The organism is Nocardia sp. NPDC003482 (assembly GCF_053588115.1).
In genome coordinates, this window is record NZ_JBSFPI010000002.1 from 53,706 (window position 1) to 67,265 (window position 13,560).

The 13,560-nt window shown below is 71.3% G+C and carries 11 protein-coding genes; 7 read left to right on the top strand and 4 right to left on the bottom strand.

What is annotated here, in order from left to right:
- Positions 1-17 precede the first annotated feature (17 nt).
- From ACWDSJ_RS03420 to ACWDSJ_RS03430, 3 genes are read left to right on the top strand one after another with little or no spacing between them, the layout of a single operon-like run.
- Positions 18-878, top strand: coding sequence for a carbohydrate ABC transporter permease (locus ACWDSJ_RS03420; protein WP_450029061.1), 861 nt, complete (start codon positions 18-20; stop codon positions 876-878).
- A complete protein-coding gene (locus tag ACWDSJ_RS03425; RefSeq protein WP_450029062.1) occupies positions 868-1,689 on the top strand; it encodes a carbohydrate ABC transporter permease in 822 nt (273 codons plus the stop codon). Before ACWDSJ_RS03420 ends, ACWDSJ_RS03425 begins: the two co-directional genes overlap by 11 nt.
- Complete coding sequence (locus ACWDSJ_RS03430) at positions 1,686-2,948, top strand: ABC transporter substrate-binding protein (RefSeq protein ID WP_450029414.1); 1,263 nt, start codon at positions 1,686-1,688, stop codon at positions 2,946-2,948. Before ACWDSJ_RS03425 ends, ACWDSJ_RS03430 begins: the two co-directional genes overlap by 4 nt.
- Before the next feature lie 93 nt (positions 2,949-3,041).
- Here the strand turns inward: ACWDSJ_RS03430 and ACWDSJ_RS03435 are convergent, their stop codons facing one another.
- From ACWDSJ_RS03435 to ACWDSJ_RS03445, 3 genes are all read right to left on the bottom strand, one after another.
- Positions 3,042-3,968, bottom strand: coding sequence for a DNA-3-methyladenine glycosylase family protein (locus ACWDSJ_RS03435; protein WP_450029063.1), 927 nt, complete (start codon positions 3,966-3,968; stop codon positions 3,042-3,044).
- A gap of 276 nt (positions 3,969-4,244) precedes the next feature.
- The gene (locus ACWDSJ_RS03440; protein ID WP_450029064.1) at positions 4,245-7,013 is read right to left on the bottom strand and encodes an FAD-binding and (Fe-S)-binding domain-containing protein; all 2,769 of its coding nucleotides are present in this window, start codon (positions 7,011-7,013) and stop codon (positions 4,245-4,247) included.
- 72 nt (positions 7,014-7,085) lie between these two features.
- A complete protein-coding gene (locus tag ACWDSJ_RS03445; protein WP_450029065.1) occupies positions 7,086-7,985 on the bottom strand; it encodes an NADP-dependent oxidoreductase in 900 nt (299 codons plus the stop codon).
- 136 nt (positions 7,986-8,121) lie between these two features.
- Between ACWDSJ_RS03445 and ACWDSJ_RS03450 the strand changes: the two genes are divergently transcribed.
- The 4 genes from ACWDSJ_RS03450 to ACWDSJ_RS03465 all read left to right on the top strand — a co-directional run bounded on the left by ACWDSJ_RS03450 (position 8,122) and on the right by ACWDSJ_RS03465 (position 12,350).
- Positions 8,122-10,002 (top strand): ABC transporter ATP-binding protein, encoded by a 1,881-nt coding sequence (locus ACWDSJ_RS03450; RefSeq protein WP_450029066.1) that lies wholly within the window; start codon positions 8,122-8,124, stop codon positions 10,000-10,002.
- Positions 10,003-10,005: 3 nt separating this feature from the next.
- A complete protein-coding gene (locus tag ACWDSJ_RS03455) occupies positions 10,006-10,422 on the top strand; it encodes a VOC family protein (RefSeq protein ID WP_387358343.1) in 417 nt (138 codons plus the stop codon).
- 33 nt (positions 10,423-10,455) lie between these two features.
- Entirely contained in the window at positions 10,456-11,055 is a 600-nt protein-coding gene (locus ACWDSJ_RS03460) for a TetR/AcrR family transcriptional regulator (protein WP_450029067.1), read from the top strand.
- 92 nt (positions 11,056-11,147) lie between these two features.
- The gene (locus ACWDSJ_RS03465; protein ID WP_450029068.1) at positions 11,148-12,350 is read left to right on the top strand and encodes a cytochrome P450; all 1,203 of its coding nucleotides are present in this window, start codon (positions 11,148-11,150) and stop codon (positions 12,348-12,350) included.
- On the opposite strand, the gene ACWDSJ_RS03470 is transcribed toward ACWDSJ_RS03465, so the two are convergent.
- Positions 12,309-13,511 carry a Cmx/CmrA family chloramphenicol efflux MFS transporter gene (locus tag ACWDSJ_RS03470; RefSeq protein WP_450029069.1) on the bottom strand — a complete coding sequence of 401 codons (1,203 nt, stop codon included), beginning with the start codon at positions 13,509-13,511 and terminating at the stop codon, positions 12,309-12,311. The genes ACWDSJ_RS03465 and ACWDSJ_RS03470 overlap by 42 nt on opposite strands.
- Between the last annotated feature and the right edge of the window lie 49 nt (positions 13,512-13,560).

Here is a 13,560-nt window from a genome sequence, read left to right on the forward strand (position 1 = left end):
CGGTAGCGTCGCTCAGCATGAATCGTCGGCTGCGCCGGGCGGGGACGAGTTATCTGTTGTTGCTGCCGAGCCTGATCGGTGTCGGCGGTTTCCTGCTGCTGCCGATCGCGCTGGTGGCGTGGCTCAGTCTGCACAGCTGGAACTTGTTGGGGCCCATGGCTTTCGCCGGATCACGGAACTGGCGGTCGGTGCTGGGCGACGGCGAGTTCGGGCACGCGCTGCTGGTGACGCTCGCGCTGACGGCGCTGGTGGTGCCGGTGCAGACCGCGCTGGGTTTCGCGGTCGCGCTGCCGCTGGCGCGGCGGCGGGGCGGGGCGGCGTTGCGGGTGCTGTACGCGCTGCCGTGGATGTGCGCGCCGGTGGCGGTCGGGGTGGTGTGGCAGTGGCTGTTCGCGCCGAGCGACGGGGCGCTGAACGCGCTGCTGGGGCGGCGGATCGAGTGGCTGTCCGATCCGGTGCTGGCATTGCCGTCGGTCGCGGCGGTGAGCGTCTGGGCGAACGTGGGTTATGTGGCGTTGTTCTTCGTGGCGGGGCTGCGGGCGATTCCGGCGGAGATCTTCGACGCGGGGGCGATCGACGGGGCGACCGGGTGGCGGCGGACGTGGTGGCTGACGCTGCCGCTGCTGCGGCCCACCCTGTTCTTCGTGCTCGTCACCGGAACCCTCACGGCCTTTCAGACTTTCGACACGGTGTACGCGCTCACCAAGGGCGGGCCGGGCGGGCGTACCGAGGTGGTGGCGATGCGGATGTTCACCGAGGCGTTCGACGCGGCCCGGCCCGGGCGGGCGGCGGTGATGGCGCTGGTGGTCTTCGCGGTGATGTTCGTGATCACCCTCGTGCAGCATCGATACCTCCGGGAGCGGGCGGATGCGAACTGAGTTGGCGCGCGGGGCGATCGCCTATGTGGTGCTGTCGATCGGGGCGGTGCTGACGGTCGCGCCGCTGGTGTTGAGCGCGCTGACGGCGGTGAAGACGTCCGAGCAGTTCGGGGCGGAATCGCCGTTGTCGTGGCCGGATCCGGTGACCGGCGACAACTTCCGGACCGTGCTCGACCAGGGGTTGGGGCGGGCGCTGGCGGTGACGGCGGTGATGACGGCGTTGATCACGCTGGGGCAGTTGGTGTTCTCGGTGCTGGCGGCGTACGCGTTCGCGCACACCGAGTTTCCGGGGCGGGAGGCGCTGTTCTGGATGTATCTGGCGACGATGATGGTGCCGCCGATGGTGACGTTGATTCCGTTGTATCTGATGTTCGCGCGGCTGGGGCTACTGAATACGTTCTGGGCGTTGGTGTTGCCGTTCGTGTTCGGCTCGCCGTACGCGATCTTCCTGCTGCGGCAGTTCTTTCGCGGGATTCCGGCGGAGCTGATCGGGGCCGCGCGGGTGGACGGGGCGTCCACGCTGGATGTCATTGTGCACGTGGTGGTTCCGATGAGCAGGCCGGTGCTGGCGACGCTGGCCGTGATCACCGTGGTGTCGCAGTGGAACAACTTCATGTGGCCGCTGGTGGCCAGTAGTGGGCGGACGTGGCAGGTGCTGACGGTGGCGACGGCGAATCTGCGGACCGAGTACGACGCGCGGTGGACGCTGGTGCTGGCGGCGACGACGCTGGCCATCGCGCCGTTGGTGGTGTTGTTCCTGGTGTTCCAGCGGCAGGTGCTGCGGTCGATCTCGTGGACGGGGCTGAAGTGAAGACCTCCACCCGAGCCGTGCTGGGGATCGCGTTGACGGCCGTCGTGCTGGTGGCGGCGGCGTTGTGGCTGGGGCGGGGCGGCGATTCGGCCGGGCGGACGGTGCTGCGGATGCGGATCTGGGACGCGAGTTTCGTTCCGGTGTACCGGGATTCGCTGGCGGCGTTCGAGCGGGCGAATCCCGATGTGCGGGTGGAGGTCACGGTGGTGCCGTGGGCGTCGTATCCGCAGAAGCTGCGGCTGGACGTGGCGGGTGGGACGGCGGACGACCTGTTCTGGACCAATGCGTTCGAGGATTACGCGGACGCCGGGCGGCTGGTTCCGATCGACGGGTCGATCGGGGACGCGGCGGGGTGGGATCCGTCGGCGGTCGCGCAGTACACGCGGGGCGGGAGGCTGTGGGCGGTACCGCAATTCGTGGACGGGGGGACGGCGGTGTTCTACAACCGGGACCTGCTGGCGGCGGCGGGGGTGGATCCGGGTGAGGTGGGTTCGGCGCGTTGGGGTTCGGGGGACGGGGACGAGTTCACGGGGTTGTTGCGGCGGCTCGCGGCGGTCGCGCCGTACGCGTACAACGCCGGGGGTGATTTCCAGTCCCTCGAACTGCCGTATCTGGGGTCGGCGGGTGGGCGGTTCCAGGACGGGGAGCGGTTCGTGTTCGACGAGCCGCCCGGGGTGGTGGCGTTCTCGTATCTGCGCGGGCTGATCGCGCAGGGGCTGGCGCCGTCGGCGGCGGATACGAACGGGAGCGGGGACTTCGCGAAAACGGCCTTCCTGCAAGGGAAGATGGCGTTGTTCCAGTCGGGGACGTTCAATCTGGCGCAGATCGCGGAGCAGGCGCGGTTCGGGTGGGGCGTGGCGATGCTGCCCAGCGGTCCGGCGGGGCGGGTGAGCACGAACAACGCGATCGGGGTGGCGGGCAACGCGGCGACGCGGCATCCGGACGCGGTGCGGCGGGTGCTGGCCTGGCTGGGGAGCGCGGAGGGGAATCGGTTCGTGGGGGAGAACGGCACAACGGTGCCCGCGGTGCTGGCCGATCAGCCGATCTATCGAGAGTACTGGTCCCGCAAGGGCATCGATGTGCGCCCGTTCTTCGACGTCCTCACCGGCCCGCGCATCGCCTCCGGCGGCGGCCCCGGCTTCCCCGCCGCACTGAAGGCGATCGAGCCGATCCTCGCCGAGATGTTCCTCGGCCGCACCCCCGTTCCCGACGCCCTGCACCGCGCCCGCGCCGCCGCCGAGCGTGCCGCCCACCCCTGAACCAGCCCCAGCCGCACCCCTTGTTCGGATCCGCACCCGTTGTGGGGGGCTGGAAGGGGTGCGGATTCGAACAAAGGGTGCGGCTGGGGTGGGTCAGATTTGGGAGTGGTCTACCAGGGGGGTGCGGGGGGCGAATTTGGGTTTGTGGGCCTGGCCGGAGATTTCGAGGAGGCGGATGGCTCGGTAGCGGTGGGGGCGTAGGGGTTCGAGGTAGGTGATCATGGTGGGGTCGTCGATGGGGTGGCCGAGGAGGGTCCAGCCGACTGTGGCCGCGAGGTGGTAGTCGCCCACCGAGAGGGCGTCGGGGTCGCCGAAGGCGCGCTGGGCGACCTCGGCGGCGGTCCAGACGCCGATGCCGGGGATGGTGCGCAGGCGGGCGGCGGCCTCGGGATGGGGGAGGTCGGCGGCCTGTTCGAGTTTGTCGGCGATGCGGGCGGCCAGCACGATGGTGCGGGACCGTTGCGGGTCGACATTCGCGCGGTGATAGGTCCAGGAGGGGATGTGGCGCCAGGTCTCGGCGGCCGGGGGGACGCGCAGCGGGACGGGGGTGGGGCCGGGGGCCGGATCGCCGAAGCGCCACACCAGTTTTCGCCAGGAGGCGCGGGCGGAGACGGTGTGGACGCGCTGTTCGAGGATCGCGGGGACCAGGGCCTCGAAGACCAGTCCGGTGCGGAGCATGCGCAGGCCGGGGAAGCGGCGATGGGCCTCGGCGATCTTGGGATGGTCGGGCGCGAAATCGGTGACATCCTCGTCCAGGCACAGCATGTGAGGGAGGCGGTCGAGGAATTCCGCGGCGCCCGGACCCCACGCGCGGGCCTCGACACCGCGCGGGCCGGACTGGGCGAGCCGGTAGGTCACCGGGCCGCTCGGCAGGCGGGCGGCCCGCCAGTGCGCGCCGTCGGGCGTCACCCGATGACAGGGATCGCCGCTACCGCGCCGCAGCGGAGCCACGGTGTGGGCCAGGTCGATCGGGCGGTCCGCGGTCACCGTGCGCTGCGCCTCCGCGGTCCCGAACCTCACCGGGGAATTATGCCTCGCGGCGCGGACACGGCAATGGGGAATGGATCACACCCGATTCGGGCGCGTCCGGCGTAACGGAACATTCCCACACCGCGATTCTTCTGTCGATCCACATCATTACCGGCAATTGACCGGCATCCTTATCCGGGAGGTTTCGAATGGTCACCAATCTGTTGAACTGGCTGCTCAGCGCGCTGGGTGGCGTCTTCGCGGGCAGCTCGGGCTACCAGATCCCCCCGGGCACCCTGCCGTTCGGCAGCTGAGCCGTTCCCGACCTCACCGGCCCAGCAGGAACTGGGCCAGATGCCGCCCGCTCCGGTCGGCCAGCTGGTCGGCCTGGGTGCGGCAGGAGAATCCGTCCGCCAGGAAACGGGCGTCGGGTCCGGCCGCGCGGAGTGCGGGCAGCAGACCGTTTTCCGCGACCGCGACCGAAATGTCGTAATGGCCGGACTGCATCCCGAAATTGCCAGCAAGTCCACAGCATCCGGTGATTTCGGTCACCTCGGCACCGGACTGCCGGAGAATGCGGCGGTCGGCGTCGAAGCCGAGGACGGCGTGCTGATGGCAATGCGGTTGCACCACCACGCGATCGCCGCCGCGATCGGGCGGCGACCAGTCCGGCTGCGCGGCGAGGAATTCCGCCAGCGTGCGCACGGCGCGCGCGGTGGCCGCGGCGCGCGGATCGTCGGCGAGCAGGTCGGGTAGTTCCGCGCGCAGCACGGCGGTGCAGGACGGTTCCAGTCCGACGACCGTGCCGCCCGCGGCGACGTGCTCGTCGAGCGCGGCGACCGTGGCGCGCAAACTCTTTCGCGCGCCGGTGAGCTGACCGGTGCTGATCCGCGTGAGGCCGCAGCACACCCGATGTTCGGGAATGCGGACGCCGTACCCCAGGGATTCGATGAGTTCGACCGCCGCCCAGGCGATCTCGGGCGCGAAGGCGTCGGTGAACGTATCGATCCACAGCAGCACCGGCGTGCCGCGCGCCGCCCCGGGGCGCCGCCGTCGCCACTGCGCGCGGAAACTCTCCCGCGCCAGCATCGGGATCTCGCGGCGCGGATCCATGCCCGCGGCGCGCAGGCCCAGTCGGCGCAGCGGTCCGCTGGCTCCGAAGGCGTTGACCAGACGCGGCATTCGCGTCGCCGCGCCCAGCCAGCGGGGCAGTTGCCCGAGGGTGTAGTGGTCGCGAGGACGTATCCGGCCGCGGTAGCGCCGGTGCAGGGTCTCGGCCTTGTAGGTGGCCATATCGACACCGGCCGGGCAGTCCGACGCGCACGCCTTGCAGGACAGGCACAGGTCCAGCGATTCGGCCACGCCCGGCGAGCGCCAGTCGAGGTCGCCGCGGACCACCTCTTGCAGCACCCGGGCGCGGCCGCGGGTGCTGTCCTTCTCGTCGCCGGTGGCCAGATAGGACGGGCACATGAATCCGCCCGTCGCGCGAGTGTCGGCGCGGCACTTGCCGATTCCCACGCAGCGGTGCACGGCGGTACCGATGTCCCCGTCGGCGGGGAAGGCGAAACCGTCGGCGGGCGGGGTCGGCCGGATGCCCGCCAGCCGCAGATCGGCGTCGATCGGGCGCGGGCGCACCGCGATTCCCGGATTGAGCACGTCGTCGGGATCGAACAGGCCCTTGAACTCCTCGAACGCGGTCAGGACCGCCGGAGAGTACATGCGCGCCAACAGTTCCGAGCGGGCCCGGCCGTCGCCGTGCTCACCCGACAGCGAACCACCGTGGGCCACAACCAGATCCGCGGCGTCCTCGAGGAAGGCGCGGAACCGGTCCGGCGCGTCGGCGATCGGCAGATCGAGGCGCACATGGATACAGCCGTCGCCCAGATGCCCGTAGAGCAGTCCGTCCACCCCGTGCGCGCGCAGGAGGGCGTCGAACTCGCGCAGATACGCGCCCAGTCGCTCGGGCGGCACGGCGGCGTCCTCCCAGCCGGGCCAGGCCGGATGCCCCGCGGGCGTGCGGCCCGCCAGGCCCGCGCCGTCGGCCCGGATGCGCCACAGCCGGGCGGCCTCCGCCGGGTCGGCCACGATGCGGGTGTCCAGGGCGTGCGCCGTCGCGCACAGGCCGAGCGCGAGTTCGCGGGCGAGTTCGGCGCTGTCGGCGGCGATCTCGACGAACAGCCAGCCGCCGCCCCGGGGCAGTTCGGGCACCGCGCCCCGATGCGCGCGCACCACGTCGACCAGGCGGGCATCGATGCCCTCCACCGCGATCGGCCGGGCCGTCATGACCGCGGCGATATCGTCGGCGGCCGTGGGCATATCGGGATAGCCGAGCACGACCAGCAGGGTGGCGGCGGGCAGCGGCACCAGATTCACCGTCGCCTCCAGCAGCAGCCCGCAGGTGCCCTCGGTGCCCACGAAGGCGCGGGCCACCGCCGAACCCCGTTCGGGCAGCAGATGTTCCAGCCCGTAGCCGGACGCCTGCCGCTCGAAGCGGCCCAGGTCGGTGCGGATGAGGGCGAGGTGGCGGCGGATGAATTCGGGCAGGCCGGGCACCGCGGCCGGATCGTTGCCCAGGCGGCGTTCGGCGCCCGTGCCGTCGAGCACGCGCACCGCGCGCACGGTGTCGGAGGTGCGGCCCCAGGCCACCGCGCGCGGGCCGCAGGCGTTGTTGCCGATCATGCCGCCCAGCGTGCAGCGGTTCTGGGTGGACGGGTCGGGCCCGAAGCGCAGGCCGTGCGGGGCGGCCGCCCGTTGCAGCTCCGCCAGCACCAACCCGGGACGCACTCGCGCGCAACGGTTTCCGGGGTCGATCTCGAGCACATCGTTCAGATGACGGCTGAAGTCGAGCACGAGCCCGCTGCCCACGGCATTGCCCGCCACCGAGGTGCCCGCTCCCCGAGCCGTGACGGGCAGCCCCTCGGCCCGCGCGAATTCCAGCGCGGTCGCGACATCGCCCTCCCCGCGCGGAAAGACGACCGCGGCCGGACGCACCCGATAGTTGGAGGCGTCGGAGGAGTACTCGGCCCGCCGCCGCTCATCGGCGTCCACCTCCCCGTCGAGAGCGGCCCGCAACCCCCGCACCCACGAATCGCTCATGCCCTCACCCTAGGCCGACCCTCGTGGCGGGGCGGCACGGCCACGATCGGTCGACGGGCGCGCGGGGGACGGTCAGTCGACGGTCAGCACGATCTTGCCGAGCCCGTGGCCGGTGCGTCTCTCCTCCTGGGCGGCGGCGGCCTCGGCGAGGGGGAAGACGCGAGGGGCGCCGGGGAGGCGGTATTCGCCGTCGGCGACCAGGCGGGCCACTCGGTCGACGGCCGCGAGATCGGCCTTGCCGCCGCGGGAGAAGAAGGCGACGCCCTTGTCGCTCGCGGCGGTGTCGGCGATGGTGACGATGCGGTCGGTGCCGCCGCGCAATTCGATTGCGGCATCGAGGAATCCGTGGCCCGCGCAGTCGAGGATCGCGTCCACGCCGTCGGGGGCCAGGGCGCGCACGCGGTCGGCCACGCCGTCGCCGTAGGTGGTCGGCGTCGCGCCGAGTTCCCGCAGCACGTCCTGATTGGCCGCCGACGCGGTGCCCAGCACCCGGGCGCCCGCCGAGCGCGCGAGTTGGACGGCGATCGCGCCGACCGCGCCGGAGGCGCCGTTGACGAGCAGCGTTTCGCCGGAGGTCAGCTTCAGGGCGTCGAGGGCGCCGGAGGCGGTGTTGGCGGCGACGGGGATCGCCACGGCGTCGGGGAAGGACAAGGCGGCGGGCTTGGCGGCCAGCTGGGTGGCCAGGGTGTACTCGGCGTAGCCGCCGCTGACGGCCCAGCCGATCACCTCGTCCCCGACCCGCCAGCGGGCGTCGGGGCCGACGGCGTCCACGACGCCCGCGATCTCGAGGCCCGCCCCGGCCGGGAACTCGAGCGGACCGAACAGGCCCTCCCGGCGTTTCCAGTCCGCCGGATTCACCCCGGCCGCGCGCACCGCGACCCGCACCTGCTCCCCGGTGGGGTCGGGCACGGGCGCCTCGACCAGTTCCAGTACCTCGGGTCCGCCGAAACGTTCGAATCGAATGGCTTGCACGAGATCGACTCTACGACGCTCGCCTTTCGCCCTCGGCGAACGACGGGCGGGCCGGGAAGTCTTGCTCTCAACCATTGTTGAGGTCTTAGTGTCGGTGGCCCGGGGTTGAATGTCCGGGAGCGGAAGGAGCGGGCGGATGAGCATCGAATCGGTGGCGTGGAGTCAGCTGTATCGGCAGGCGAACGCGCCCCAGGAGCGGCGCGGATTCAGCCGCGAGACGGCGGCCCGGATGCTGCGGTTCGCGCGGCCGCATCGGCTGCCGCTGATCGGCTTCCTGCTGTTCAGCGTGTTGTCCGCGCTGCTGGCGGTGGCCAATCCGGTGCTGGCCGGGCGGGTCGTCGACCGGATCGTCGGACATGCCGAGCCGTCGACGGTGGTCCGGCTGGCCGTGATCATCGGCCTGGTCGCGGTGGCCGACGCCGCGCTGGGCATCCTCATCCGGTGGCTGTCCGCGCGCATCGGCGAGGGGCTCATTCTCGATCTGCGCACGGCCGTGTTCGACCACGTGCAGAAGATGCCGGTCGCCTTCTTCACCCGCACCCGCACCGGCGCCCTGGTGAGCCGCCTCAACAACGACGTCATCGGCGCGCAGCGCGCGTTCAGCACCACGCTCTCGGGGGTGGTCACCAATATCGTCACGCTGCTGCTCACGCTGGTGGTGATGATCGGGCTGTCCTGGCAGATCACGCTGCTGTCGCTGGTGCTGCTGCCGCTGTTCATGCTGCCCGCGCGGCGGATGGGCATCCGCATCGCCGGAATCCAGCGCGAGGCGGCGCAACTCAACGCGGCGATGAGCACCCAGATGACCGAGCGCTTCTCCGCGCCGGGGGCCACGCTGGTCAAGCTGTTCGGCCGCCCGCGGCAGGAGTCCGCGGAGTTCGCGCTGCGCGCGGGACGGGTGCGCGATATCGGGGTGCGCACGGCCATGTTGCAGACGGTGTTCGTGACCGCGCTGACGCTGGTGTCGGCGCTGGCGGTCGCCCTGGTCTACGGTCTCGGCGGCTGGTACGCGCTGCGCGGTGAGCTGGACGCCGGTGCGGTGGTGGCCCTTTCGCTGCTGCTCACCCGGCTGTACACGCCGCTGACCGCGCTGGCGAGCGCGCGGGTGGACATCATGTCGGCGCTGGTGAGTTTCGAGCGGGTCTTCGAGATCCTGGATCTGAAGCCGCTCATCGAGGATGCGCCCGACGCGAAACCCGTTCCGGCCGGGCCGGTTTCGGTGGAGTTCGACGAGGTGCGCTTCGGCTATCCGGCGGCGGACAAGGTGTCGCTGGCCTCGCTCGAGGACGTCGCCACCCTGGACGCGCGCGGCGGGGTCGAGGTGCTGCACGGCATTTCGCTGCGCGCCGAACCCGGGCAGATGATCGCGCTGGTCGGCTCGTCCGGTGCGGGCAAATCGACCATCGCGCAACTGGTTTCGCGGCTCTACGACGTGGACTCCGGGGCGGTCCGGCTGGCCGGGGTGGACGTGCGCGAGCTGACCGGTCGTTCCATCCAGGACACGGTCGGCCTGGTCACCCAGGACGGGCACCTGTTCCACGACACCATTCGCGCGAATCTGCTGCTGGCCCGCCCCGACGCCACCGAGGCCGACCTGTGGGACGCGCTGCGCCGCGCCCGCCTGCGCGACCTGATCGCGTCGCTGCCCGACGGCCTGGACACCATGGTCGGCGAGCGGGGCTACCGCCTCTCCGGCGGCGAACGCCAGCGCCTCACCATCGCCCGCCTGCTGCTCAAACAACCGCGCGTGGTCATTCTCGACGAGGCCACCGCCTCGCTCGACTCCACCTCCGAGGCCGCGGTCCAGGAGGCGCTGGCCGAGGCCCTCGACGGCCGCACGGCCCTGGTCATCGCGCACCGATTGTCCACCGTCCGCAACGCCGACCAGATCCTGGTCATCGAGGACGGCCACATCATCGAACGCGGCACCCACGCCGAACTCCTGGCCGCCGACGGCCGCTACCACGAGCTGTACCGAACCCAGTTCGCCGACGACTCCGAACCGGCCGCGGCGTAACCGATGTGGCCCGACGGGCTCCGGGTCGGCGCGGTCCGCTTCGCCCGGCCGACGGCGAATTACGATGCGGCCGTGGCCTTCTACGGCGAGGTGCTCGGCCTGCCGGTGCTGGCGCGGTGGCGCGATCACGACGGCTACGACGGCATCGTGTTCGGTCTGCCGGGCAATGCCGTGCACCTGGAGCTCACCCGGCACGGCACGCCGCCGGTGATCCCCGAACCGCATCCGGAGAATCAGCTCGTGCTCTACCTGGACGGCCCCGAGGCGCTCGCCGCGGTGGTCGCGCGGCTCACCGCGCACGGCCACCAACCGGTGCCCGCGGCCAATCCGTACTGGCCCCGCAACGGCGCGGTCCTCTTCGCCGATCCGGACGGCTGGCTGCTGGTGCTCGTGCCGTGGATATTCGGCGAACGGGACTGACGCAACCCCTACGCTGCTGGGCAGGAGTCGGCGGTGGAGGAGTGGATGGTCGGGGACGCGGGGCGGCGGCGGGATGCGGCGGTGACGCGGGGGGTGATTCTCGCGGCGGCGCGAGAGTTGTTCGCGGAGCGGGGGTTCGAGCGGGCTACCGTGCGGGAGATCGCGGGGCGGGCGGGGGTGAATCAGGCGCTGCTCTTTCGGTATTTCGGGAGCAAGGAGGAGCTGTTCCGGGCGTCGATCGCCGATCGCGGGCGGCGGGTGCTCGCCGAGGGGGAGGCGGCGGGGCTGGTCGGGCGGTTGCTGAGTCGCATGTTGGAGTCGGGCGAGGCCGAATCGCCCGGGCCGTGGTTGCAGGCGGCGCTGCGGTCGAGCGGGCACGACGAGGGGACCGAGGCGATCCGGCGGGAACTGGGTGACGAGTACGTGGCCGCGCTGTCCGGGCTGACCGACGGGCCCGACGGCGAACTGCGCGCGGATCTGGTGCTGGCGTGGTTGCTGGGCATCGCGCTGATGCGGTCGGTGCATCACCGGGAACCGCTGGCCGCGGCCGATCCCGCCGACGTTGCCCGGCATGTGCTGCGCGCCGCGCGGGTGCTGCTGCCCGGACTGGACCCGAATTTCCCGCCCGGATAAGGGCTTTCGACGCGTTGACGGGCCGGTGTGACCGAGCCTACATTGATGTAAGCGATCGCTTACATGCTGTCGGCCTCGGGTAGGGAGACCCCATGACCGTGAACACCGAAGCGCGCCACTACCCCTTCGGCGAACCAGTCCGCCTCGACATCGATCCGAATTACGCGATTTTGCGCCGGAAGGAACCCGTCACCCGGGTGCGCCTGCCCTACGGCGGGGAGGGCTGGCTGGTCACCCGCTACGACGACGTCAAGCAGGTGCTCGCCGATCCGCGCTTCAGCCGCGCGAAAACCGTTGGGCGCGAGGATATTCCGCGCATGTCGCCCGCGCCGTCGCGGCCCGATTCGCTGCTGAGCATGGATCCGCCGCAGCACACCCGGTTGCGCAAACTGGTCGCCAAGGCGTTCACCGGCCGCCGGGTCGCCGCGCTGCGCCCGCACGTCCGCGAGATCGTGGACGGGCTGCTGGACGCGATGGAACGTGACGGCGCGCCCGCGGATCTGGTGGCGCGCTTCGCCTTACCGCTGCCGGTCACGGTGATCTGCGAGATGCTCGGGGTGCCGACCGAGGATCAACACCGCTTCCGCGACTTCTCCGACACCGTCCTGTCCACCACCGCCTACACCCGCGAGCAGATCGACGCGGGCCGGGCCGAATTGGAGCGCTATCTCGGCGAATTGGTGAGCGAGCGGCGCGAACGGCCCACCGACGATCTGCTGGGCGCGCTGGTCGCCGCCCGCGACGACGAGGACCGGCTCAGCGAATCGGAACTGGTCAACCTCGGCATCGGCCTGCTGGTGGCGGGGCACGAGACCACCGCCAACCAGCTCGCCAACTTCACGTATCTGCTGCTCACGCAACCGGATCGGTGGGAGTTGCTGCGCGCGCACCCCGACCTGGTCCCCGGCGCGGTCGAGGAGCTGCTGCGCTATGTCCAGCTCGGTTCGGGCGGCGGTTTCGCACGGGTGGCGACCGAGGACGTCGAATTGCACGGGGTCACGGTGCGCGCCGGGGAGTCGGTGTTCACGAATCTGCAGGCGGCCAATCGGGACGAGACCGTCTTCGCCGATCCGGAGACCCTCGACCTGACCCGAAACCACAACCCGCACATCGCCTTCGGCTACGGCGCGCACCACTGCCTGGGCGCGCAACTCGCCCGGGTGGAATTGCAGATCGCGCTGGGCGCACTGCTGCGACGACTTCCGACGCTACGGCTGGCGGTGCCCGTGGAGAACGTGCCCTGGAAGACCGGCCTACTGGTGCGCGGACCCCGCGAGCTGCTCGTGGCCTGGTGAGGAAACCGTTGTGCCGGAATCGGTTCGGCCGAGCAGGTGCGACCAACCCACCAGCGCCAGCGCGGCCGCGGCGAGCAGCGCGCCGAGCCAGGCGACCCAGGTGTAGTCCAGACCCGCGTCCAGCCCGAGGCCGCCGAGCCAGGGGCCGAGGGTGATGCCGATGTTGAAGGCGACGACATTGCCCGCCGCGCCGAGCGTCGTGGCGGCGGGGGCGAGGGTGAACACGCGGCTGTTGGAGACCGGATTGGTGCCGAAACCGAAGGCCCCCAACAGGAATACGAGCACCGCGACCGGCGCGAGGTGGTGTGCGGTGAGCGCGAGCAGGACCGAGGTGAGCGCCAGGCCGGAGATGCCGACGGCCAGGGTGCGGGTGGGATGCGCGTCGGCGACCCGGCCCCCGACCGCGATCCCGAGGAAGGCGCCGACGCCGTACACGGCGAGCAGGACGGGCACCCAGCCGGGGGACAGGCGGGTCGTCTCGATGAGCAGCGCGCCGAGGTAGCCGAAGGTCGCCATCACCCCGGCGATCGCCAGGGTGGTGCTGCCGTAGAGCAGTCCGACCTGCGGGGTCGCCATGGCGCGCAGCTCCTTTCGGAGATCGGCGGTGGTGGTCGCGCGGCTGTCGGGCACCCGCAGCAGGACCCCGATCATGGCGATCGCGGCCAGGATCGTCACGGCCCAGAACGCGGCCCGCCAGCCGAGATGCTGACCGAGGAAGGTTCCGGCGGGCAGGCCGACGATGGTGGCGACGGTGAGTCCGCCCGCCACGACGCTCATGGCCCGGCCCCGGGCGTTCTCGTCGACCATGCCCACGGTCGCCGACGCGCCCACCGACCAGAACCCGGCGTAGACGAAGGCCGCGATCACCCTGGTGCCGAACAGGATCCAGTAGTTCGAGGTCAGCGCCCCGGCCGCGTGGGCGACGACGAACACCGCGAGGAAGGCGAGCAGCGCGGTGCGCCGCGACCAGCGCCGGGTCGCGATCGCGAGCACGGGCGCGCCCACCAGCATGCCCAGCGCGAAGGCCGAGATCAGCAGTCCCGCACGGGGTATCGAGACGGCGAGATCGGCGGAGATGTCGGGCAGCAGGCCCGCCGCCATCAACTCGGAGGTGCCCTGGGCGAAGATGGACAGGCCCAGGATGTAGACGGCCAACGGCATGGGAACCCTCTCTTTTTTGTATCGTTCAGTTCAAAACACGCGCACGCGA

Coding starts and splice junctions, on each gene's coding strand:
- ACWDSJ_RS03420 (WP_450029061.1), top strand. CDS start 18: ATGAATCGTCGGCTGCGCCGGGCGGGGACGAGTTATCTGTTGTTGCTG.
- ACWDSJ_RS03425 (WP_450029062.1), top strand. CDS start 868: ATGCGAACTGAGTTGGCGCGCGGGGCGATCGCCTATGTGGTGCTGTCG.
- ACWDSJ_RS03440 (WP_450029064.1), bottom strand. CDS start 7,013: ATGAGCGATTCGTGGGTGCGGGGGTTGCGGGCCGCTCTCGACGGGGAG.
- ACWDSJ_RS03450 (WP_450029066.1), top strand. CDS start 8,122: ATGAGCATCGAATCGGTGGCGTGGAGTCAGCTGTATCGGCAGGCGAAC.
- ACWDSJ_RS03455 (WP_387358343.1), top strand. CDS start 10,006: ATGTGGCCCGACGGGCTCCGGGTCGGCGCGGTCCGCTTCGCCCGGCCG.
- ACWDSJ_RS03465 (WP_450029068.1), top strand. CDS start 11,148: ATGACCGTGAACACCGAAGCGCGCCACTACCCCTTCGGCGAACCAGTC.
- ACWDSJ_RS03470 (WP_450029069.1), bottom strand. CDS start 13,511: ATGCCGTTGGCCGTCTACATCCTGGGCCTGTCCATCTTCGCCCAGGGC.